Source organism: Streptomyces sp. (genome assembly GCF_035644915.1).
Taxonomy (GTDB): Bacteria; Actinomycetota; Actinomycetes; order Streptomycetales; family Streptomycetaceae; genus Streptomyces.
Map to the genome: position 1 here is coordinate 46152 of NZ_DASQNP010000155.1, position 20512 is coordinate 66663.

Below are 20512 nucleotides of genomic sequence, written 5' to 3' on the forward strand. Positions count from 1 at the left end.
GGATCGGGAACAACGACGGGAGAGCGGGGCGCGATGACGGTCGACTACGTGCACGGGTACTCGGAGCAGGAGACCCGACGGCTGGGCGACCAGGCGGACATCCTGGCGGCACTGCTGCACCAGGGCACCGCCTACCCCGCGGGCAGCCGGGTGCTGGAGGCCGGCTGCGGGGTGGGTGCCCAGACGGTGCACCTGGTCACGGGCAGCCCCGGGGCGCACATCACCGCCGTCGACGTCGACGGGGACTCCCTGGAACGGGCCCGCGCCAGGGTGGCGGCCCACTGCCCCGGGGCGGCGGTCGAGTGGCACCGCGCCGACCTGTTCGACCTGCCGTTCCCCGACGCGTCCTTCGACCACCTCTTCGTCTGCTTCGTGCTGGAGCACCTGTGGGACCCGGAGCGGGCACTGCGCGACCTGCGCCGCCTGCTGCGGCCGGGCGGCAGCATCACCGTGGTCGAGGGCGACCACGGGTCGGCGCTCCTCCACCCCGACGGCGCCCGCGCCCGCGCGGTGATCGACTGCCAGGTCCGGTTGCAGGCCGCCGCCGGCGGCGACGCGCTGATCGGCCGCAGGCTGCAACCGCTGCTGACCGGCGCCGGATACGGCGACGTCGTGGTGCGCCCGCGGACGGTCTACGCCGACCGGACCCGGCCGGAGCTGGTCGAGGGCTTCACCCGCAACACCTTCATCGCCCTGTTCGAGGGCGTCCGGGACGACGCGCTGGCCCTCGGCCTGACCACCCCGGACGACTGGGACCGGGGGATCGCCGAACTGCGCCGGATCGCCGACGACGACGGCACCCTCCACTACACGTTCTTCAAGGCCGTCGCCGTCAACCCGCCCTGCGGCGCGCCCCGTTGAGGCGGCGGGGGCTTCAGGCCCGGAGCACGGCCGGGGCCACCGCCCTGGCCCGCTCGTGGAGTTCGCGGGCGGCGCGGTTCCGCAGGTGCGGGCGGATGCTCGCGTACATGGTGGAGATGCGCTCGTCGCACTGCCCTGACTGCACCTGGGGGTAGATATCCAGTGCTTTGCCCCAGGTGGAGCACGCGGCTTCGAGGTGACCCAGTTGCAACTGCCGTTCGGCGAGCATGGACAGGTACCGCACACGGTTCCGGCGGAACGAATGGTGGCGCAGCTTGTCGGACTCCCGCATCGCAGCGATGGAGCCGGGTACGTCGCCCAGTTCGTACCGGACTTGGCCAACGTGGTACATCAGCGACGAAGGGTTGTAGGAACCGAAGGTCTTTGCGCGTGACTCGGCCTTCTCCATCGCCACCTCCGCCTCCCTCAGGTACGCCAGCGCACCGCGGCGGTCGCCGGTCTGGGCCGCCGCGTGGGCCTGCTGACCGGCGAGGAAGGCCCGCATCCGCGGCCCGGCCTGCGGGGAGGCCGCCGCGGCGGCGTCGGCCAGGCGCAGGGCCTCCGGGCCGTGGCCCAGGTCGACGGCCTGGACGCTCATCCCGCGCAGCGTCGTGCAGTACGTCAGGTGGTCCTCCGCCGCGCCGGCCAGTTCCAGGGCCTTGAGGTAGTACTGCTGGGCCAGCCCCTGGAGCCCTTCGTCCACGGCCATGTAGCCGGTGAGGTAGCACAGGTCGGAGGCGGCGGAGAGCATGCCCTTGCGCACGTCCTCGGGGGCGTCGGCGCGCAGGTAGGCCGCGACGGTGTTCACCATGAACGACGCGGCCATGGGGCGGGCGTGACGGCCGCCGAACTGGTCGTCCAGTTCGCTGATGCGCTCGGTCATGGCGATCACCATGTCGACCTCCGGCCAGCCGATGCGCGTGCCGCGGCCCGTCCGGACGGCCTCCATGCGGCCCACCACGTCCTGCCAGCCGGGGACGGTCAGTGCGACGGAGAACAGCCCGACCCCGAGGACGCTCCTGCGCGAAGGGTCCATGTCGGTCCTCCCGAGGTTCATCAGTCCTTCCACGGTATCCGTGTCGGGAGCTGTTTCCTCGGGCTCCAGTTCGATCTCGGCCAGCGTGACCGGCCTGCGGAGCCTTCGGGAGAGGGCCTCGCGGATGAGGGGCCGTACGGCCTTCCTCGGCCTGGTGCCGCTCAGCCAGTGGCTCACGGCGGACTCGTCGTACCGCAGGGGCAGCCCGGCCTCCGCCCCGACGCGGTTGACGGCCATGGCGAGTTGGGCCTGTGACCAGCGGCTCTCGGCCAGGACCCGCCGCAGGCCCTCGTTCGGCGTCTTGGCTCCCATGCGACTCCCCGCGTTCTTGCGAGCTTTCAGGGGTTTCACGTTCCGCAGGCATGAACACCGTACCGCTCTGTGTGATCGCGCGGTTACGTTCCATGAACAAGGGGTCCGGGGAATCCGGGCTCACGGACAGCGACTCGGCGTCGGAGGCCGACATGGAGCACATGAAGCCGCACCTGCCCGACGAGGCGGTTCACCAGCGGGCGAAGCGGGCCGCCGAGAGACTGGGAGCGGCGATGCGCGCGGCGACGGGCATCACCCTCCCCTCCCTGCGGGCCGGACACTGCTTCGCCGATTTCCCCCACGTCGAACTGGGCGGCTGCCACGCGGATCTCGCGGACCGTCTGGCCGACTTCTTCGAGCGGTGCACCGAGCGGTGCGCCGGGCGGTGCGTGGAACCGGAGGAGCGGCGGTGAAGGGGCGGGACGCGAGCGGCGCCCTGCCGTCCTTGGGGGAGCGGGTCGTGGACGTCCGCAGCGGAAGGGCCGGCGTCGTGATGGACGTGATGGGGTCCTACGTCCACCTTAGGCCCCTGGAGGGCGGCCGGGAGTGGGAGGTGCCGCCGCGGTTCGTCCGCCCCCTCGGCCGCGCGAAGGACGGAGAGGGGGAGGCGGCTCCTCCTGCGGGCGCGTCCCCCGGACGTGTGCCGTGAGAGACTCGGCGGATGATCGTCGAACGCGCGTACGCACACGTGGCCTCGTACGACGAGGGGGAGTGGCCCTGGTCCGTGCCCTGTGTGCGTGAGCTCCTGGCGGACGGACTGCGCTTCACCGCTCCGGTGACCTTCCTCGTCGGGGAGAACGGCTCGGGCAAGTCGACGCTGGTCGAGGCCCTCGCGGAGGGCTTCGGCCTGGACTCCTGGGGCGGCTCGCACGACTGGCGCTACGCCAGCCACCGGACCAAGTCGGTGCTGGGCGAGCGGATCCGCTTCGACGCGGCACCGCGCGGACGGCGCATGCTGGGCAGTTGGTCCGCCCGCAAGGGGTTCTTCCTGCGCGCCGAGACGGCGCTGGACGCGCTGTACCGGGAGGGCTTCGCGCCGGATTCGGTCAGCCACGGCGAGGGCTTCCTCGCGGCGTTCCGGCAGAAGTTCCTCCAGCCCGGGCTGTACGTGATGGACGAGCCGGAGGCGGCGCTGTCGTTCTCCTCCTGCCTCGAACTGCTCGGCTACCTCGACCAGTTGGTGCGGAACGGCAGCCAGGTCATCTGCGCCACCCACTCGCCGCTGCTGACCGCGCTGCCCGGCGCGGACATCGTCGAGGTCGGCGAGCACGGCATGCGCCGGGTGGCCTGGAGCGACCTCGCCCTGGTCGACCACTGGCGCCGCTACCTCGCCGATCCCCGGTCCTACCTGCGGCACGTCCTCGACTGAGGGGGCCGGTGCGAGGGGTTCCGAGGGTGCGGGGCGCCCGGCCGGACGCCCCGCACCCCGTGGTCCTCAGGCCGGCGCCCCGTCGCGCTCCGGCTCCACGCGCGGCGGCTCGTCGCCGTTGCCGCGCCGGATCGTGCGCGGCGGGTGCCCCGGGCGCCAGGTGCGCAGCACCAGTTCCTCGCCCTCCACCGAGATGCGCACCACCTCGGTCAGATCGGCCCGGAACAGGTGGAAGGGCTCCGGCGGCGCGACGGCCTCGGCGTAGCGGGCGATCACCGCCGGGTCGGTCACCTCCACGGCCCGGCCGCTGATCCGCACGTCGCCGTCGGACATGGAGTCGTCCGGCCCGGGGTTGGCGTACAGCGCGAACCGGGGGTCGCGCCGCAGGTCCAGCGCCTTGCGGGAGTTCGGCATCATGCCGAGCCACAGCTCGCCGTGCCGGAAGTCCGCCTCCAGCCCGGTGAGGCGCGGGGACCCGTCCGCACGGAGCGTGGCCAGGACGTGGTGCTTGTACTGCTCGAAACGTGCCCGGACCGTCGAGGCGAACCGGGGGTCGGTCCGCTCGAAGTCCGCCCAACTGGTCGTCATGCCGCCATGGTCGCGGAGATACCTGACACCTTCTGTCGTGTTTTCCGTGGTGAACGCGGACGGGTGCGGCATTCCACCCCATCGGCTCCGCCGTCTTCATGAAATTGACGTGGTCAGGTCATTGACGCCCCGCGTGAGTGCACTTATAAGACGTGAGAGCGCTCTCAACCCCCCTTCGCGCGGCGTGTCCCCCCACCCCCGCACCCCCCGGTGCGGGCCGTCCGCGCCGCCCTCCCACCAGGCAGGAGGTGCTCCCATGAGCACGTACGACACCGCTCCACCCCTGTCCCGCCGCAGACCCGGGCGCGGGGCCGGGGCCCTTCTCGCCGCGCTGGTCACCGGCGCCCTCGCCCTGGCCCTGCTCACCTCGGGCCTGCTGGCGCCGCCCGCGCGCGGCGCCGTACCCCCCGTTCCCGGCTGGAACCTCGTGTGGAGCGACGACTTCGACGGTCCCGCCCGCTCGCTGCCGTCCTCCACCAACTGGCAGATCGACACCGGCCACAACTACCCCGGCGGGCCCGCCAACTGGGGCACCGGCGAGCGGCAGCGCTACACCGACTCGCCCGACAACCTCTCCCTGGACGGCAACGGCAACCTGCGCATCACGCCGCTGCGCGACAGCGCGGGCAACTGGACCTCCGGCCGCATCGAGACCCGCCGCGCCGACTTCAAGGCGCCCGCGGGCGGGGTGCTGCGGATCGAGAGCCGCCTCCAGATGCCGAACGTCACCGGCGACGCCGCCCTCGGCTACTGGCCCGCCTTCTGGGCCCTGGGCTCCCCCTACCGGGGCAACTACTGGAACTGGCCGGCCATCGGCGAGTTCGACATCATGGAGAACGTCAACGGCATCAACGCCGTCTGGGGCGTCCTGCACTGCGGCGTCAACCCCGGCGGCGACTGCAACGAGACCCAGGGCCTGGGCGCCAGCCGCGCCTGCCCGGGGTCCACCTGCCAGTCGGCGTTCCACACCTACCGCTTCGAGTGGGACCGCAGCGTCACGCCCAACGAACTGCGCTGGTACGTGGACGACCAGCTCTTCCACCGGCTCACCCAGAGCCAGTTCACCGCCACCACCTGGTCGAACATGACCGAGCACGCGGGCTACTTCATCCTGCTGAACGTCGCCATGGGCGGCGCCTTCCCCGACGGCGTGGCCGGGTTCGCCACCCCGACCTCCGCCACCGTCCCCGGCCGCTCGATGCTGGTGGACTACGTCGCCGTCTGGACCCGCGGCGGGTCCGGCGGCCCCACCGACCCGCCCACGTCCAGCACGCTCTACCTGAACTCCGGCGGCACGCTCGGCAGCGCGGGCTCCCCGGGCACGGTCACCCTGGCCTCGGCCGGCGGCGTCAACCGCGACGGGACGCCGTACCAGCCGCAGACCTTCACGGTCTCGGGCGTGAACGGCAGGTACAACGGCGGCGCCACCCGCTTCGACCTCCAGGTGGACGCGGGGACGACGGTCGCCAACGGGCAGCAGGTGCGCGTCTCCTACGACCGCACCGGCGACGGGAGCTGGGACCGCGTGGAGACCTACCAGTACTTCGCCACCGACCCGGTCCCCGGCTTCGAGCACTACACCGAGGCCCGTGGACTGAAGTCCGCCACCGGCAGCCTGGGCGACATGGCGAACGGCAGGGTCCGCGTCGAGGTCTGGAACGCCATCGGCAACGGGCCCAGCACCCTCGGCACCGGTGACCGGTCCGTCGTGCGCATCCCGTTCGGCTGATCCGGCGCCCCCGCGGGCCGTGGAGCACACCGGCCGCCCGGACCCCTCGGAGGGGACCGGGCGGCCGGCGCGTTCCGGCGCGCGTTCCTCAGTGCCCGGCGTTCAGCCGCCCGGCGAGCCTGCCGCGCATGGCGGCGCTGGGCCGGTTGAGACCGACGACGGTGACCTTCTTGCCGCGGGCGGCGTACTTGGTCTCGATCGCGTCCAGGGCGGCGACGGAGGAGGCGTCCCAGATGTGGGCGCCGGAGAGGTCGATTACGACGTCGTCCGGGTCGCCGGCGTAGTCGAACCGGTGGACCAGGTCGTCGGAGGAGGCGAAGAACAGCTCGCCGGTGACGGCGTAGACGACGCTGGTGCCGTCGGGATCGACCACGGCGGAGACCTCCACCAGGCGGGCCACGCGCCGGGCGAAGACCACCATCGCGGCGATCACGCCGGTGACCACGCCGGCGGCGAGGTTGTGGGTGGCCACGGTGACGGCCACCGTGACGGCCATGACGAGGGTCTCGCCCGGCGGCATCCGCTTCAGGGTCCTGGGGTGGACCGAGTGCCAGTCGAAGGTGGCGAAGGAGACCAGGACCATCACCGCGACCAGGGCGGCCATCGGAATGGTGGAGACCACCGGGCCCAGGGTGACGACCAGGAGCAGCAGGAAGACGCCGGCGAGGAAGGTCGACAACCGGGTGCGGGCGCCGGAGGTCTTGACGTTGATCATGGTCTGGCCGATCATCGCGCAGCCGCCCATGCCGCCGAAGAGGCCGGTGACGACGTTGGCGATGCCCTGGCCGACGGCCTCGCGCGTCCTGCCCGAACGGGTGTCGGTGATGTCGTCCACCAGTCTGGCCGTCATCAGCGACTCCATCAGACCCACCAGCGCCAGGGCGAGGGCGTAGGGGGCGACCGTGGTCAGGGTCTGCACGGTGAACGGCACGTCGGGCAGGCCGGGAGTCGGCAGCGCCGAGGGCAGTTCGCCCCGGTCGCCGACGGTGGGGACGGCGATTCCGGCGGCCACGGTGATCGAGGTCAGGACGACGATGGACACCAGCGGGGCGGGCACCGTCCTGGTGACCTTCGGGAACAGGACCATCAGCGCCAGGCCGCCGGCGACCAGCGGATAGACCGGCCAGGGCACGTCGGTGAGTTCCGGGACCTGGGCCAGGAAGATCAGGACGGCGAGGGCGTTGACGAAGCCGACCATCACCGAGCGCGGCACGAAGCGCATCAGCTTCGCCACCCCGAGCGCGCCCAGCGCGATCTGGATCAGTCCGCCGAGGATGACGGCGGCCACCAGGTGGCCGAGGCCGTGCTCGTGGTTGAGGGGGGCGACGACCAGCGCGACGGCGCCGGTGGCCGCGGAGATCATCGCCGGGCGGCCCCCGGCGAAGGCGATCACCACGGCCATGGTGAAGGAGGAGAACAGCCCCACCGCCGGATCGACCCCGGCGATGACCGAGAACGAGATCGCCTCGGGAATGAGGGCCAGGGCCACCACCAGACCGGCCAGCACCTCCGTGCGGAGGACCTTCGCCGAGGACAGCCAGTCGGGACGGGACGGGCGCAGCCGGCGGGCTGCCGTCGTTGTGTTGGCGGACATGCATCCGTTTCTGTTCGGGCGCGGCAGGCGGGGACGTGCGCGCGGCGTGCGCGGCTCCGTGGGGAGTGGGGAGGGGCCGCGGGCCCGCCGTGCCGGACGGCGGGTGAGGACCGGGGAGATCCCGGCGGCCGGTGTCCGGAGCCGGTCGGGCATCATGGCCCGGAAGATCCGCGGGAGGGCGTCGTTCCGCCCGCGGACAAGCCGACTCTACCCTAACGTTAGAGGAGAGTCCGGTCGCTGAGTTGTGAATCACAGGCAAGCGCCGCCCGGGAACTTATGATTCATGCCGCGCGCGGTTTCCGCTCACCATTTCGAAAGGCGATGGCACATGGCCAGGAAACGAGCGCGGCGATGACCGAACGGTGGATGCAGATCGGCGAGGTGGCCGAGCGCACGGGCCTGTCGCTGCGCACCATCCGGCACTACGAGGAGGTCGGACTCGTCGTCCCCTCTGCCCGCAGCAAGGGCGGGTTCCGCCTCTACACCGAGGCCGACGTCGACCGTCTGATGGTCATCCGCCGGATGAAGCCGCTGGACTTCTCCCTGGAGGAGATGCGGGACCTGCTGCGGATCACCGACCGGCTCTCCTCCGACGAGCCGCTGCCGGACGCCGAGCGCGAGCGCCTGCGGGAGCGCCTGGACGCCTACCGGAAGGTGGCCGACGCCCGCTGCGAGACGCTGCGCGCCCAGCTCATGGCGGCCGAGGACTTCGCCGCCGCCCTCCGGCGGCAGCTCGGTACCCGGAAGTGAACCGTGGAACGGGTCGTGGGACGAGCCGTGGCGTGAGCCGTCAGTAGCTCCACCAGCGGCCCTCGACGGGCTGCGGAATCCAGGTGTAGATGCCGCTCTCGGCGGGACCGCGCCGGTAGACGGCCGCCACGTCGTCGGCCGGGTACTCCTCCAGGCAGTCCCACACGCCCAGGGAGTCGGTGTCCTCGATCACGATGTGGCCGTCGGCGGTGCGCCCGGCCCGCCCGGCCTCGATCAGCCTCTCCCGGCCATCTTTGAGTTGCAGCTTGAAGACGGCCATCGTGCGCCTTTCTCCCGGCGGCCCCCGCCCCGTGGCGGAGACCGGATGGTCACTGGGGTCCGCGGACGTTCTCGGGGCCACCCCCGAGGCTCCGGACGACGACGGAGCGGTGGCCCCGGAGGTGGCGTGGAAGCAGGCCGACCATGTCGGCGAGCAGGTTTACTCTAACGCAGGGGGAGAGTTGTCACCGGTCTTCGCCCGCGGATGGACGCACCCGTGAGAGGGAGGGGATCGGAGTGTCGGTGGGCGAACGGGGCGCGGTGCGCGTACGGGAGGCGACCGAGGCGGACCTGGAGGCCGTCGCGGCCCTGCGGGTGCGGGGATGGCGGTACGCCTACCGGGGGCTGATGCCGCCGGAGTACCTGGCGGGCCTGGACGCCGCGGCGCACGCCGCCCGGCGCCGGGAGACCTTCGCGGCGACGCGCGGGACGACCACCGACCTGGTCGCGGTGGAGGACGACGGGCGCATCGTGGGCTGGGCCGCCCTCGGCCCGTGCCGCGACGACGACGCGTCGCCCGGCGACGGCGAGGTGTACGCCCTCTACGCCGAGCCCGAGCGCATCGGCACCGGCATCGGCCGCGCGCTGCTGGAGGAGGTGGGCGCGCGGCTGGCCCGGCAGGGCCGGCCCCGGCTGCTGCTGTGGGTGGCCAAGGGCAACGAGCGGGCCCGCCGCTTCTACGAGCGGGCGGGTTTCGCCCCGGACGGGGCCGAGGAGTCCTTCGACGCCGGGGGCGTACCCGTGCCCGAGGTCCGCTACGTGCGCGAGCCGCGCTGAACGGGCCGGGCGGGCGCGCCCCCTTCGCGGCGGTCCTCCACGGCGGACCGTTACAGCAGCGTCAGTTGGGTCGGGCCCGGCTCGGGCTCGGAGGCGCAGCGCGGGGGCGGGACGACGCGGCGGTGCGCGCCCGCCCGGGACGGCCCGATGCCGTACTCCTCCGCCAGCTCGTGCACCTGCCGGGTGATCCGGCGCTGGTACCACTTCGGGGCGTAGGCGCCGTCGGCGTAGAGCGCCTCGTAGTGGCGCACCAGGCCCGGGTGGTGCCGGGCCAGCCAGGCCATGAACCACTCGCGGGCGCCCGGCCGCAGGTGGAGGGCGAGCGGGGTGACGGAGGTGGCGCCCGCCGCCGCGATCGCCCGCACGGTGGCGCGCAACTGGGCGGGGCTGTCGGAGAGGAAGGGGATCACCGGGGCCATCAGCACCCCGCAGCCGATGCCGTGCTCGGTGAGGGTCCGCACGACGTCCAGCCGCCGCTCGGGAGCGGGCGCGCCGGGCTCGACGGTGCGCCACAGCTCCTCGTCCAAGAAGGCCACCGACACCGATATCCCCACCTCCGCCACGGCGCAGGCGGAGCGGAGCAGGTCCAGGTCGCGCAGGATCAGCGTGCCCTTGGTGAGGAGGGAGAAGGGGTTGGCGAAGTCGCGCAGGGCGGCCAGGATGCCCGGCATCAGCCGGTAGCGGCCCTCGGCGCGCTGGTAGCAGTCGACGTTGGTGCCCATCGCGATGTGCTGGCCGTGCCAGCGGGGCGAGGCCAGCTCGCGGCGCAGCAACTGCGCGGCGTTGGTCTTCACCACGATCTGGGTGTCGAAACCGATCCCGGTGTCGAGGTCCAGGTAGCCGTGGCTCCTGCGCGCGAAGCAGTACACGCAGGCGTGGGAGCAGCCGCGGTACGGATTGACCGTCCACTCGAACGGCAGCCGGGAGGCGCCGGGCACCCGGTTGACGATCGAACGGGCCCGTACCTCGTGGAAGGTGATGCCCCGGAACTCGGGGGTGTCGAACGTGCGGGTCACCACGTCGGTGCCGAAGAGGGCGGCCGTGGTGCCGCTCGCGTCCGGTCCGTCGTGGCTCAGGTTGTCCCAGCGCATGCGGCCTCCTCGCTCTGCCGTCCAAGAATAGAACACTTGTTCCCGCGAAGGGTGTCAACCCGATTTGGGCGGGCGCGGCAACGGTGGTTGGCTTGCCGGGAGGACAGAACGACGCCCGTGGCCGTCCGCCGGTGTGACGGGCGGTCAGCCCACCCCCAGGAGGAGTCATGGCGCAGGTCGAGGCCACCACGCGGCGCGAGATCGCGGCCCGTCCGGACGACGTCTTCGACGCGCTCGCCGACTACACCGGCACCCGCGGCAGGGTGCTGCCCGCGCAGTACAGCGAGTACGAGGTCCGCGAGGGCGGCGACGGCAAGGGCACGCTCGTGCACTGGAAGCTCCAGGCGACGTCCAAGCGCGTGCGCGACTGCCTGCTGGAGGTGGACGAGCCGATGGAGGGGCAGCTCGTCGAGCGCGACCGCAACTCCTCCATGGTCACCACCTGGACCGTCACTCCGGCCTCGGACGGGAACAGCGCGCGGGTCACCGTCACCACCACCTGGCAGGGCGCCGGCGGCATCGGCGGGTTCTTCGAGCGGATCTTCGCCCCCAAGGGGCTCGCCCGCATCCACGACGAACTGCTCGCCAACCTCGCGGCCGAACTGGAGAAGTGATCGCGCCGCGCCCCCGCGCCGGACGCGCCGCACCGGACCGGGCGGTCATCCCGCCCCGTCCGGCGGGGCGGGACGGGGCGGGACGGGGCGCGGCGTCCCGGCGGGAAAGCGTGCACGAACCGAGCGGAACGGGGTAGGAGGCCTGTCCCGGCGGCCGCGACCGGCGGCCCCACGACAGGGGGAGGAAGACACCCGTGAACGCCACGTCCCGAGACTCCCGAGACGGTGACTCCTGGGACGGCAACTGGAGCACCGATCCCGCGATCACGGCCGCCGTCCACCTGCCGATCTTCGAGAAGTACTTCGACCACGACCTGCCGCTGGTGGACGCCGACTGCGGCAACGGCGCCCAGACGGTCTTCCTGGCCGGCCGCTTCCACCCCTGCGTGGGGATAGACCGGTCGGCCGAGGCCCTGGAACGCGCCCGGACCGCGGTGGGGGAGGGCGAGGGGCACCGCTCCGCGCCCGACTTCCGGCAGCTCGACGCCGCCGACCCCGAGGCCATGCGGCGGCTGCACGAGGAGCTGGGCGACGCCAACGTCTACCTGCGCGGCGTCCTCCAGCGCAGCGAGCCCGACCACCGCCCGCGCGTCGCGGAGTCCGTCGCCCTCCTCGTCGGCGGGCGCGGACGCGCCTTCGTGGTGGAGGCCGCCCCGGCGGCCCGGGCGGCCCTGGCGCGGAGTGCCGAGGCCGCCGATCCGACCGAACTGCCCGGGCCGCTGGACGCGCCCGGCCTGTCGGACCTGTCGCACCTCTCCGAACCGCCCGGCACCGTCCACGGCCCCGAAGGCGGCCTGCCGGAGCTGGCCGAGCCGTTCGAGGCGGCCGGGCTGAGCGTGCTCGCCGGGGGCTCGCTGCCGCTGTCCACGACGGAGTTCGAACCGGACGGCTCACGGCTGGACCTGCCGTCGAACTGGCTGGTGGTGGGCCGTGAGGGCTGACGTCCGGCCGGCGCCACCGGTGTAGACCCGTAGCACTTTTCCACAGGGGTTTGATCGTGCCCGGGCGGCGCGTAACGTGGCGTGTCATGACGAAGATCTTGATCAGCGCGGACATGGAGGGCGCCACCGGTGTGACCTGGCCCGCCGACGTGCTGCCGGGCACTGCGCAGTGGGAGCGCTGCCGTCCGATGTTCACCTCCGACGTCAACGCGGCGATCGCCGGGTTCTTCGACGGCGGGGCGGACGAGGTGCTGGTCAACGAGGCGCACTGGACCATGCGCAACCTGCTGCTGGAGCAACTGGACGACCGCGCCCGGATGCTCACCGGCCGCCACAAGGCGCTCAGCATGGTCGAGGGCGTCCAGCACGGCGACGTGGACGGCATCGCCTTCGTCGGCTACCACACCGGCGCGGGCACCGAGGGCGTCCTCGCCCACACCTACCTCGCCAACACCATCACCGGCGTGTGGGTGGACGGCGAGCGGGCGAGCGAGGGGCGGCTCAACGCGCTGGTGGTGGCCGAGTACGGCGTCCCCGTCGTGCTCGTCACCGGCGACGACCGCACCTGCGCCGACGCCCGCGCCTACGCGCCGCGGGCGCGCGGGGTCGCCGTCAAGGACTACGTCTCCCGCTACGCGGCGATCTGCCGCACCCCCGCCCGCACCGCCGCCGACATCCGCGCGGCGGCCAAGGAGGCGGCGGCCCTGGCCGTCCGCCACGAACCCGCCGAGCCGCGGCCCCGCACCGTCGAGGTGGAGTTCGACGCCGAGCACCTGGTCGGCGCGGCGACGGTCGTACCCGGTGTCGAGCGGGTGGGTGAGCGCCGCGTGGCGTACACATCGCCGACCATGTACGAGGGCATCCGCACCTTCAAGGCGGTCACCACCGTCGTCTCGTCCGCCGTGGAGGAGCAGTATGGCTGAGCGCATCGACCGGCAGGCACTCGACGAGGCGGTCACGTTCACCTCCGAGCTGATCCGCATCGACTCCGTCAACCTCGGCAACGGCGACGGATCGGAGCGCCGGGCCGCCGAGTACGTCGCGGAGCGGCTGGCCGACGCCGGGATCGAACCGGTCCTGCTGGAGAAGGTCCCCGACCGCACCAACGTCGTCGCCCGCATCGAGGGCACCGACCCCGGCGCCGACGCGCTGCTCGTCCACGGGCACCTGGACGTGGTGCCCGCCGAGCCCGCCGACTGGACCGTGCACCCCTTCTCCGGGGAGGTCCGCGACGGCGTGGTCTGGGGCCGCGGCGCGGTCGACATGAAGAACGCCGACGCGATGGTCCTGGCCACCGTCCGCGCCTGGGCGCGGGCCGGGGCGCGCCCCCGCCGCGACATCGTCCTCGCCTTCACCGCCGACGAGGAGGACACCGGCCAGTACGGCGCCGACTTCCTCGCCCGGGAGCACCCCGAGCTCTTCGAGGGCTGCACGGAGGGCATCGGCGAGTCCGGCGCCTACACCTTCCACGCCGGCGGCGGCCTGCGGCTCTACCCGATCGCCGCGGGCGAGCGCGGCACGGCCTGGATGGAGCTCACCGCCACCGGCCGCGCCGGGCACGGCTCCAAGGTCAACCGCGCCAACGCGGTCAGCCGCCTGGCCGCCGCGATCCACCGGATCGGCGAGCACACCTGGCCGGTGCGGCTCTCCCCGACGGTGCGGGCCGCCCTCACCGAGCTGGCCCGGCTCAACGGCCTGGGCACCCCCGACCTCGACGCCCCCGACTTCGACGTGGACGCCCTGCTGGACAAGCTCGGCCCGTCCGCCAAGCTGGTCGAGTCGACCGTGCGCAACAGCGCCGCACCCACCGGCCTCAGGGCCGGCTACAAGATCAACGTGATCCCCGGCAGCGCCACGGCGTACGTGGACGGGCGGGTGCTCCCCGGCACCGAGGAGGAGTTCACCGCCACCATCGACGAGCTGACCGGCCCGGACGTGGACTGGGAGTTCTACCACCGGGGCAGCGCCCTCCAGGCGCCGGTCGACACGCGCACCTTCGCCGTGCTGCGCGAGTCCCTGGAGCACTTCGACCCCGACGCCCACGTCGTGCCGTTCTGCATGACGGGCGGCACCGACGCCAAGCAGTTCGCCCAGCTCGGCATCGCGGGCTACGGCTTCTCGCCGCTGCGGCTCCCGGAGGACATCAACTACCAGGCGATGTTCCACGGCGTCGACGAGCGCGTCCCCGTCGAGGCCCTGCACTTCGGCGTACGGGTCCTCGACCGCGCCCTGTTCGCCCTCTGACCCGCCCGCCCACCCCCGGTTCAGCCCACCCCCGGGCCGGCTCACCCTCCGACCCCGCCCATCCCCGACGAGCCGGCCCGCACCGCCGACGAGCGAGCCCGCAAGGAGGAGCAGTCCGATGAGTCCCGCCCCCGCCCCGTACGGCACCTGGCCGTCCCCGATCGACGCCCGCCTGGTGGCCGCGCACGACGGCCACCCGGAGTACGTGGGCACCGTCGGCCAGGAGGTGTGGTGGACCGAGCCCCGCCCGGCCGAGGGCGGGCGCCGGGCGCTGATGCGGCTGCGCCCCTACGGCGGCGGCTCGGCCGATCCCGTACGGCCCGAGTCGGTGCTGCCCGAGCCGTGGAACGTCCGCAGCCGGGTGATCGAGTACGGCGGCCGGCCGTGGGCCGGGGCCGAGCGCGAGACGGGCGGGCCGCTGGTGGTCTTCGTCCACCACGCCGACCAGCGGATGTACGCCGTCGAACCGGACCTCCCCGGCGCCGGGCCGCGCCCGCTCACCCCCCTCTCCCCGGTCGGCGGGGGCCTGCGCTGGGCCGACCCGGTGGTGCTGCCGGAGCGGGGCGAGGTGTGGTGCGTGCTGGAGGAGTTCACCGGCGAGCGCCCCACCGACGTACGGCGGGTGCTGGCCGCCGTCCCCCTGGACGGCTCGGCCGCCGGGGACCGCTCCCGGGTGCGGGAGCTGACCGACGGCACCGACCGCTTCGTCACCGGCCCCAGGCTCTCCCCGGACGGGCGGCGGGCGGCGTGGCTGGCCTGGGACCACCCGCGGATGCCGTGGGAGGGCACGGTGGTCCGCCTCGCCGACGTCACCGACGGCGGCACCCTGGCGGCGGTGCGGCCCGTCGCCGGCGGCCCCGGCGAGTCGGTGGCCCAGGTCGGCTGGGGCACCGACGGCTCGCTGCTGTACACCGGCGACGCCGGCGGCTGGTGGAACCTCCGGCGGCTCGACCCGGCCACCGGCGAGAGCGCCGACCTGTGCCCGCGCCAGGAGGAGTTCGGCGGCCCGCTGTGGAAGATCGGCCACCAGTGGTTCGAGCCGCTGGAGGACGGCACGATCGCCGTCCTGCACGGCCGCGGCGCGCTCCGCCTGGGCATCCTGGACCCGCGCACCGGCGAACTGGCGGACGCCCCCGGACCGTGGACGGAGTGGGCCCCGGCCCTGGCCGCCGCGGGCACCCGCGTCGTCGGCGTCGCCGCCGGCCCGCACCGCGCGTACGAGGTCGTGGAGCTGGACACCCGCACCGGCCACGCCCTGGTCGTCGGCGCCGAGCACACCGACCCGGTGGACCCGGCGTACTACCCCGAGCCCGAGGTGCGCACCTTCCACGGCCCCGACGGGCGCGAGATCCACGCCCAGGTCTACCCGCCGCGCCACCCCGGGGCCACCGCCCCGGACGGCGAGCTGCCGCCGTACGTCATCTGGGCCCACGGCGGCCCCACCGGGCGGGCGGCGCTCGTGCTGGACCTGGAGATCGCCTACTTCACCTCGCGCGGCATCGGCGTCGCCGAGGTGAACTACGGCGGCTCGGCGGGCTACGGCCGCGCCTACCGCGAGCGGCTGCGGGAGCAGTGGGGCGTGGTCGACGTCGAGGACTGCGCGGCCGTCGCGCGGGCCCTGGCCGCCGAGGGCACCGCCGACCCCGCCCGGCTCGCCATACGCGGCGGCAGCGCGGGCGGCTGGACGGCCGCGGTCTCCCTCACCTCGCCCCTCGCCGAGGGCCTGTACGCCTGCGGGACGATCAGCTACCCCATCCTGGACCTGGAGGGCTGGGCCACCGGCGAGACCCACGACTTCGAGTCGCAGTACCTGGTCTCCCTGATCGGCCGCCTCCAGGAGCACCCCGACCGCTACCGCGACCGCTCGCCCGTCCACCACGCCGACCGCGTCACCGTGCCGTTCCTGCTGCTCCAGGGCCTGGACGACGTGATCTGCCCGCCCGCGCAGTGCGACCGCTTCCTGGCCGCGGTCGCCGGGCGCGGAGTGCCGCACGCGTACCTCGCCTTCGAGGGCGAGAGCCACGGCTTCCGCAGGGCGGAGACCATCGTCAGGGCCGTCGAGGCCGAACTCTCCCTGTACGCCCAGGTGTTCGGCTTCGAACGCCCGGACGTCCCGAAACTGGAGCTGACCGCATGACCCCCGCCGCGCCCGCCCCCCTCACCAGACCCCGGCGGCTGCGCCCCGGCGACCGGGTGGCGATCGTGGCGCCCAGCGGGCCGGTGCCCCGCGAGCGGCTGGACGCCGGCGTGGACGTCCTGCGCGGCTGGGACCTGGACCCGGTGGTCATGCCGCACGTCCTCGACGTCCACCCGCGCCTGGACTACCTCGCGGGCACCGACGCCGACCGCGCCCGCGACCTGACCGACGCCTGGTGCGACCCCACCGTCGCCGCGGTCCTCGCCGCGCGCGGCGGCTACGGCGTCCAGCGGATGGTGGACCTGGTGGACTGGGCGGCGCTGCGGGCGGCCGGCCCCAAGCCCTTCGTCGGCTACAGCGACCTGACCGTGCTCCACGAGGCGTTCGCCACCCGGCTGGGCCTGGCCACCCTGCACGGCCCGATGCCCGCCACCGTCTCCTTCCTCAAGGACGCCGCCACCCAGGACCACCTGCGCCGCACCCTCTTCGAGCCGGAGACGGTCACCGAGATCACCTCGCCCGGCGCCCGCACCCTGGTGCCCGGCCGCGCCCACGGCACCACCTTCGGCGGCTGCCTGTCCCTGCTGGCCACCGAACTCGGCGTCACCGGGCGGGAGTCCGCGGTCCCGGCCGGGGGCGGCATCCTGCTGCTGGAGGACGTCGGGGAGGAGCCGTACCGCCTCGACCGCTGGTTCACCCAACTGCTGCGCTCGGGGGCGCTGGAGGGCGTGACGGGCATCGCGCTGGGCTCCTGGCAGGGCTGCGGCCCCTACGAGGAGGTCCGCGCGCTGCTGCTGGACCGGCTCGCCCCGCTCGGCGTCCCCGTGGTGGAGGAGCTGGGCTTCGGACACGGCCCCACGACCCTGACCGTCCCGCTGGGCGTGCCGGCCACCCTGGACGCCGACGCGCGCACCCTCACCCTCCACCAGACGGCCCTGACATGACCTCTGGCATGGACTCTGGCATGACCTCCGGCATGACCGGTGCCCCCGCCGGCGGCCCTCCGCTGCCCGAGCCCCCGCCCACCGCTCCGCCCGACCCGCACCACCTGCTGTCGGCCTACCTCGACCACTACCGCGACACCGTCCTGCGGAAGCTCGACGGGCTCGGCGAGGAGGAGCTGCGCCGCAGCCGGCTGCCCTCGGGCTGGACGCCGCTGGAGCTGATCCACCACCTGGCCTGCGTCGAACGCCGCTGGTTCAGGTGGGGCTTCCTGGCCGAACCGGTCGAGGACCCCTGGGCGGACCAGGACGCGGACGGCCGCTGGCACGTCCCCGACGGCACGACGGCGGAGGAGGTGGTGGCGCGCTTCCGCGCCGAGTGCGCCCGCTCCCGCGAGATCACCGCCTCCGCCTCCCTCACCGACCGCGCCGCCCCCGGGGGCCGCTTCGCCACCGGGGAGGAGGCCCCGGCCCTGGCCTGGATCCTCTTCCACGTCCTCCAGGAGTACGCCCGCCACGCCGGTCACCTCGACGTCGTCCGCGAACTGGCGGACGGCACCACGGGGGAGTGAGCCGGGCCGCGGACGGGCCCGGGGCTCACAGGCCCGCGAGGTCCGCCAGGACGCGCACCTGACGCATCATCGCGGCGCCGGCCTCCGCATCCCCCGGCACGGCCACCGCCCACAGCGCCGACTCCACGCGCCGCGCCACCGCCCACGCCTGGAGCCGCCGCACGTCCTCCCCGAGCGCGTCGGCGACCAGCGCGCAGCGCGCGGCGACCACCGGCCGCGGACCGGGGCGGCCGAAGGGGGCGTCGATCTGCTCGATGAGCGGCCAGGGGTCGTACAGCGGGTCGCCCACCATCGGCTTGGCGTCGATCGCCAGCCACTCCCGCCGCTGTGCCGCCAGGACGTTGCCGGGATTGAGGTCGCCGTGCACCACGACCTCGCGGGCGGCCGTGCCCGGCAGCTCGCGCAGCAGCCGGACGCCCAGTGCCACCAGGGCCGGGTCGAAGCCGGGCGGGGCCAGGCGCGCCATCCGCTCCTCGGCGGTGTCCGCCCACCCGGCCGTCACCTCCGCCATCCGGTCCAGCGCGGCGTCCGGCGGCACGGGCACCTCCCACAGCTCGCGCAGCACGCCGGCCCCCGCCACCAGCCGCTCCTCGGCGGAGAGCCGGCCGTCGTCCCCCAGTCCGGTGCCGGGCAGGCAGCGCTCCAGCAGCAGGGCGTACCGCTCGGGGTCGTGCTCGTACAGCCGTACGCAGCCCCGCCCGTCCCACAGCCGCAGCGCCTCGCCCTCCCCGGCCGCCTCCCGGTGCGGCCAGCTCACCTTGAGCACGAACCCGGAGCCGTCCGCCCGCCGCGCCGGCGCCACCCACGAGCAGCTTCCGCCGGCGAACGGCGCCCCGACCGTCAGCCCCCAGCGCTCGGCCGACTCCCCGATCAGGCGCGGCAGCCGGTCCAGCCACGCGCGTCCGCCCGGATGTCCGGCGACGGTCCGGACGACGGGCAGCGTGGGCGGTACCGGCTCGGCGGACGTCATGGGCCCCGAGGATACGGACCCGGAGCGGGCCGCCGAACGCGACGTCCGAATGCCGCCGGACCTCCGGCCCGCGCCGCACGACCATCGAGTCATGTCCTCCGAGAACACGAACACGACCGAGACGACCAGCACGGCCGACACGGCCGGCATGGGCGACCTGTACGGCAAGGTGGCGCTGGTGACCGGCGGCAGCCGCGGCATCGGCGAGGCCGTGGCGCTCCGGCTCGCACAGGACGGCGCCGACGTGGCGCTGACCTACCGGGACTCCGCGGAGCGCGCGGCGCGAGTGGTGGAGGAGATCAAGTCCATCGGCCGCCGGGCCCGCGCGGTGCGCGCCGACAGCGCCGACCCGGACGCCGTGCGCGCCGCCGTGGCGGGGACCGCCGCGGAGTTCGGCCGGCTCGACATCCTGGTCAACAACGCCGGGACCGGCGTCATCGCCCCGATCGAGGAGATCGCGGCCGAGGACGTCGACCGGGTGCTGCACATCAACGTCCGCGCCCCCTACCTGGCGTGCCAGGCCGCCGTCGCCCACCTGGCGGAGGGCGGGCGGATCATCACCATCGGCAGTTGCGTGGCCGAGCGCGTCGCCTTCCCCGGCGCCTCCCTCTACGCCGCCAGCAAGGCCGCCCTGACCGGCCTGACCAAGGCGCTGGCCCGGGAACTCGGCCCGCGCGGCATCACGGTCAACCTCGTCCACCCCGGCCCGACCGACACCGAGATGAACCCCGCGGACGCGCCGGAGGCGGAGTACCAGAGCGGCCTCACGGCGCTCGGGCGCTACGGCAGGCCCGAGGAGATCGCCGCGACGGTGGCGCACCTGGCCGGTGCGGGAGGGCGGTACGTCACCGGCGCGTCCATCGCCGTGGACGGCGGCCTCACCGCCTGAGGCCGGCGCCCGCCGGACGACTGTGGAGCCGGGGCCGTGTGGATCCATTCTCGCGGCTCCGGCCCCTCCCTGTCACCGTTCCCCGGAACGATCTTTCCGCCGTCCGCGGCTCCTACCGTTGACGTCGAACGGCGCGACCGGCCGGAGGAGCCGGCCGGGGAAGCCGGTGGGAAACCGGTGGGAAAGGGGAACGACATGACGACGGCACCCGGCGGGAACGGCGGCGGGAACGGCGGCGGGAACGGCCGTGGAAACGGCGGGGAGGACCGGGAGGCACTGGAGGCGCTGGCGGCGGAGCTGCGCGCCATGGGCGAGGAGCAGACCCGCGCCGCCCACACCGCCCACAGCGAGGACTTCGCCGAGCAACTGGCCTGGCGCAGACTGACCGCCGAGCACGGCGACCGCCTGGCGGAGATCATGGACGAGTACGGCTGGCCGACCGCCGCCCGGGTCGGCGAGGACGCCGCCACCAGCGCCTGGCGCGTCGCCCAGCACGCCGACCGCGACCTGAGCCTCCAGCGCCGCGCCCTGCGCCTGCTGGAGGAGGCCGTCTCCCGGGGCGAGGCCCACCCCCGCCAACTGGCGTTCCTCCGCGACCGCGTCCTGGTCAACGAGGGCCGCCCGCAGATCTACGGCACCCAGATCGCGGGCATCCGCGACGGCGCACCCGTCCCCTGGCCGTGCGCCGATCCCGACCCCGGGCGCGTGGACGCCCTGCGCGCCGAGGTGGGCATCGCGCCCTTCGCCGAGCACGTCGCCCGGCACGCGCCCGCCCGGCCGGACGCCGCCGCGCGGACACCGTGACCGCGCGGACACCG

21 protein-coding genes are annotated in these 20512 nt (G+C 74.1%); 15 read left to right on the top strand and 6 right to left on the bottom strand.

All coding sequences use genetic code 11. The annotated features are described in order from the left end of the window. Positions 1-33: 33 nt before the first annotated feature. On the top strand, positions 34-861 hold the full coding sequence (locus tag VE546_RS17670; protein WP_324923381.1) for a methyltransferase domain-containing protein: 828 nt from the start codon (positions 34-36) through the stop codon (positions 859-861). Positions 862-874: 13 nt separating this feature from the next. Here VE546_RS17670 and VE546_RS17675 read toward each other — a convergent pair whose 3' ends face one another. Beyond that, complete coding sequence (locus VE546_RS17675; RefSeq protein WP_324923383.1) at positions 875-2209, bottom strand: tetratricopeptide repeat protein; 1335 nt, start codon at positions 2207-2209, stop codon at positions 875-877. Positions 2210-2259: 50 nt separating this feature from the next. On the opposite strand from VE546_RS17675, the gene VE546_RS17680 reads away from it, so the two are divergent. Then, entirely contained in the window at positions 2260-2622 is a 363-nt protein-coding gene (locus VE546_RS17680) for a hypothetical protein (protein WP_324923385.1), read from the top strand. 248 nt (positions 2623-2870) lie between these two features. After that, the gene (locus VE546_RS17685; protein WP_324923387.1) at positions 2871-3578 is read left to right on the top strand and encodes an AAA family ATPase; all 708 of its coding nucleotides are present in this window, start codon (positions 2871-2873) and stop codon (positions 3576-3578) included. A gap of 66 nt (positions 3579-3644) precedes the next feature. Here VE546_RS17685 and VE546_RS17690 read toward each other — a convergent pair whose 3' ends face one another. Next, entirely contained in the window at positions 3645-4166 is a 522-nt protein-coding gene (locus tag VE546_RS17690) for a pyridoxamine 5'-phosphate oxidase family protein (RefSeq protein ID WP_324923389.1), read from the bottom strand. 256 nt (positions 4167-4422) lie between these two features. Here VE546_RS17690 and VE546_RS17695 point away from each other — a divergent pair, with 256 nt between their 5' ends. Then, positions 4423-5895: a glycoside hydrolase family 16 protein gene (locus tag VE546_RS17695; RefSeq protein WP_324923391.1), complete on the top strand. Its 1473-nt coding sequence runs from the start codon at positions 4423-4425 to the stop codon at positions 5893-5895. An 88-nt stretch (positions 5896-5983) separates the two neighbouring features. On the opposite strand, the gene VE546_RS17700 is transcribed toward VE546_RS17695, so the two are convergent. Next, complete coding sequence (locus VE546_RS17700; RefSeq protein ID WP_324923393.1) at positions 5984-7489, bottom strand: SulP family inorganic anion transporter; 1506 nt, start codon at positions 7487-7489, stop codon at positions 5984-5986. 351 nt (positions 7490-7840) lie between these two features. Between VE546_RS17700 and VE546_RS17705 the strand changes: the two genes are divergently transcribed. Continuing rightward, positions 7841-8239 carry a MerR family transcriptional regulator gene (locus tag VE546_RS17705; RefSeq protein ID WP_324923395.1) on the top strand — a complete coding sequence of 133 codons (399 nt, stop codon included), beginning with the start codon at positions 7841-7843 and terminating at the stop codon, positions 8237-8239. A 40-nt stretch (positions 8240-8279) separates the two neighbouring features. Here the strand turns inward: VE546_RS17705 and VE546_RS17710 are convergent, their stop codons facing one another. Then, positions 8280-8519, bottom strand: coding sequence for a hypothetical protein (locus tag VE546_RS17710; protein ID WP_324923397.1), 240 nt, complete (start codon positions 8517-8519; stop codon positions 8280-8282). 236 nt (positions 8520-8755) lie between these two features. Between VE546_RS17710 and VE546_RS17715 the strand changes: the two genes are divergently transcribed. Continuing rightward, positions 8756-9295 carry a GNAT family N-acetyltransferase gene (locus tag VE546_RS17715; RefSeq protein WP_324923399.1) on the top strand — a complete coding sequence of 180 codons (540 nt, stop codon included), beginning with the start codon at positions 8756-8758 and terminating at the stop codon, positions 9293-9295. 50 nt (positions 9296-9345) lie between these two features. Here the strand turns inward: VE546_RS17715 and VE546_RS17720 are convergent, their stop codons facing one another. After that, positions 9346-10386, bottom strand: coding sequence for an Rv2578c family radical SAM protein (locus VE546_RS17720; RefSeq protein WP_324923401.1), 1041 nt, complete (start codon positions 10384-10386; stop codon positions 9346-9348). 167 nt (positions 10387-10553) lie between these two features. Between VE546_RS17720 and VE546_RS17725 the strand changes: the two genes are divergently transcribed. The 7 genes from VE546_RS17725 to VE546_RS17755 all read left to right on the top strand — a co-directional run bounded on the left by VE546_RS17725 (position 10554) and on the right by VE546_RS17755 (position 17835). Beyond that, positions 10554-11000, top strand: a complete 447-nt coding sequence (locus VE546_RS17725; protein ID WP_324923403.1) for an SRPBCC family protein — start codon at positions 10554-10556, stop codon at positions 10998-11000. Between the two features lie 194 nt (positions 11001-11194). Continuing rightward, positions 11195-11941 carry a class I SAM-dependent methyltransferase gene (locus tag VE546_RS17730; RefSeq protein ID WP_324923405.1) on the top strand — a complete coding sequence of 249 codons (747 nt, stop codon included), beginning with the start codon at positions 11195-11197 and terminating at the stop codon, positions 11939-11941. Between the two features lie 86 nt (positions 11942-12027). Then, positions 12028-12864 carry a M55 family metallopeptidase gene (locus tag VE546_RS17735; RefSeq protein WP_324923407.1) on the top strand — a complete coding sequence of 279 codons (837 nt, stop codon included), beginning with the start codon at positions 12028-12030 and terminating at the stop codon, positions 12862-12864. Beyond that, the gene (locus VE546_RS17740; protein ID WP_324923409.1) at positions 12857-14185 is read left to right on the top strand and encodes a M20/M25/M40 family metallo-hydrolase; all 1329 of its coding nucleotides are present in this window, start codon (positions 12857-12859) and stop codon (positions 14183-14185) included. Before VE546_RS17735 ends, VE546_RS17740 begins: the two co-directional genes overlap by 8 nt. A 118-nt stretch (positions 14186-14303) precedes the next feature. Further along, entirely contained in the window at positions 14304-16322 is a 2019-nt protein-coding gene (locus VE546_RS17745) for a prolyl oligopeptidase family serine peptidase (RefSeq protein ID WP_324923411.1), read from the top strand. Next, complete coding sequence (locus VE546_RS17750) at positions 16319-17266, top strand: LD-carboxypeptidase (protein ID WP_324923413.1); 948 nt, start codon at positions 16319-16321, stop codon at positions 17264-17266. Before VE546_RS17745 ends, VE546_RS17750 begins: the two co-directional genes overlap by 4 nt. A gap of 8 nt (positions 17267-17274) precedes the next feature. Continuing rightward, positions 17275-17835, top strand: a complete 561-nt coding sequence (locus VE546_RS17755) for a DinB family protein (RefSeq protein WP_414720513.1) — start codon at positions 17275-17277, stop codon at positions 17833-17835. A gap of 25 nt (positions 17836-17860) precedes the next feature. On the opposite strand, the gene VE546_RS17760 is transcribed toward VE546_RS17755, so the two are convergent. Next, positions 17861-18805, bottom strand: coding sequence for an aminoglycoside phosphotransferase family protein (locus VE546_RS17760; RefSeq protein ID WP_324923415.1), 945 nt, complete (start codon positions 18803-18805; stop codon positions 17861-17863). 148 nt (positions 18806-18953) lie between these two features. Between VE546_RS17760 and VE546_RS17765 the strand changes: the two genes are divergently transcribed. Both VE546_RS17765 and VE546_RS17770 read left to right on the top strand, forming a co-directional pair. Beyond that, positions 18954-19694, top strand: a complete 741-nt coding sequence (locus VE546_RS17765; RefSeq protein WP_324923428.1) for a 3-oxoacyl-ACP reductase family protein — start codon at positions 18954-18956, stop codon at positions 19692-19694. A gap of 306 nt (positions 19695-20000) precedes the next feature. Next, positions 20001-20498: a DUF6624 domain-containing protein gene (locus VE546_RS17770; protein ID WP_324923430.1), complete on the top strand. Its 498-nt coding sequence runs from the start codon at positions 20001-20003 to the stop codon at positions 20496-20498. Positions 20499-20512 lie beyond the last annotated feature (14 nt).

Coding starts and splice junctions, on each gene's coding strand:
- VE546_RS17670 (WP_324923381.1), top strand. CDS start 34: ATGACGGTCGACTACGTGCACGGGTACTCGGAGCAGGAGACCCGACGG.
- VE546_RS17675 (WP_324923383.1), bottom strand. CDS start 2,209: ATGGGAGCCAAGACGCCGAACGAGGGCCTGCGGCGGGTCCTGGCCGAG.
- VE546_RS17680 (WP_324923385.1), top strand. CDS start 2,260: ATGAACACCGTACCGCTCTGTGTGATCGCGCGGTTACGTTCCATGAAC.
- VE546_RS17685 (WP_324923387.1), top strand. CDS start 2,871: ATGATCGTCGAACGCGCGTACGCACACGTGGCCTCGTACGACGAGGGG.
- VE546_RS17690 (WP_324923389.1), bottom strand. CDS start 4,166: ATGACGACCAGTTGGGCGGACTTCGAGCGGACCGACCCCCGGTTCGCC.
- VE546_RS17695 (WP_324923391.1), top strand. CDS start 4,423: ATGAGCACGTACGACACCGCTCCACCCCTGTCCCGCCGCAGACCCGGG.
- VE546_RS17700 (WP_324923393.1), bottom strand. CDS start 7,489: ATGTCCGCCAACACAACGACGGCAGCCCGCCGGCTGCGCCCGTCCCGT.
- VE546_RS17705 (WP_324923395.1), top strand. CDS start 7,841: ATGACCGAACGGTGGATGCAGATCGGCGAGGTGGCCGAGCGCACGGGC.
- VE546_RS17710 (WP_324923397.1), bottom strand. CDS start 8,519: ATGGCCGTCTTCAAGCTGCAACTCAAAGATGGCCGGGAGAGGCTGATC.
- VE546_RS17720 (WP_324923401.1), bottom strand. CDS start 10,386: ATGCGCTGGGACAACCTGAGCCACGACGGACCGGACGCGAGCGGCACC.
- VE546_RS17725 (WP_324923403.1), top strand. CDS start 10,554: ATGGCGCAGGTCGAGGCCACCACGCGGCGCGAGATCGCGGCCCGTCCG.
- VE546_RS17735 (WP_324923407.1), top strand. CDS start 12,028: ATGACGAAGATCTTGATCAGCGCGGACATGGAGGGCGCCACCGGTGTG.
- VE546_RS17740 (WP_324923409.1), top strand. CDS start 12,857: ATGGCTGAGCGCATCGACCGGCAGGCACTCGACGAGGCGGTCACGTTC.
- VE546_RS17745 (WP_324923411.1), top strand. CDS start 14,304: ATGAGTCCCGCCCCCGCCCCGTACGGCACCTGGCCGTCCCCGATCGAC.
- VE546_RS17750 (WP_324923413.1), top strand. CDS start 16,319: ATGACCCCCGCCGCGCCCGCCCCCCTCACCAGACCCCGGCGGCTGCGC.
- VE546_RS17755 (WP_414720513.1), top strand. CDS start 17,275: ATGGACTCTGGCATGACCTCCGGCATGACCGGTGCCCCCGCCGGCGGC.
- VE546_RS17760 (WP_324923415.1), bottom strand. CDS start 18,805: ATGACGTCCGCCGAGCCGGTACCGCCCACGCTGCCCGTCGTCCGGACC.
- VE546_RS17765 (WP_324923428.1), top strand. CDS start 18,954: ATGGGCGACCTGTACGGCAAGGTGGCGCTGGTGACCGGCGGCAGCCGC.
- VE546_RS17770 (WP_324923430.1), top strand. CDS start 20,001: ATGGGCGAGGAGCAGACCCGCGCCGCCCACACCGCCCACAGCGAGGAC.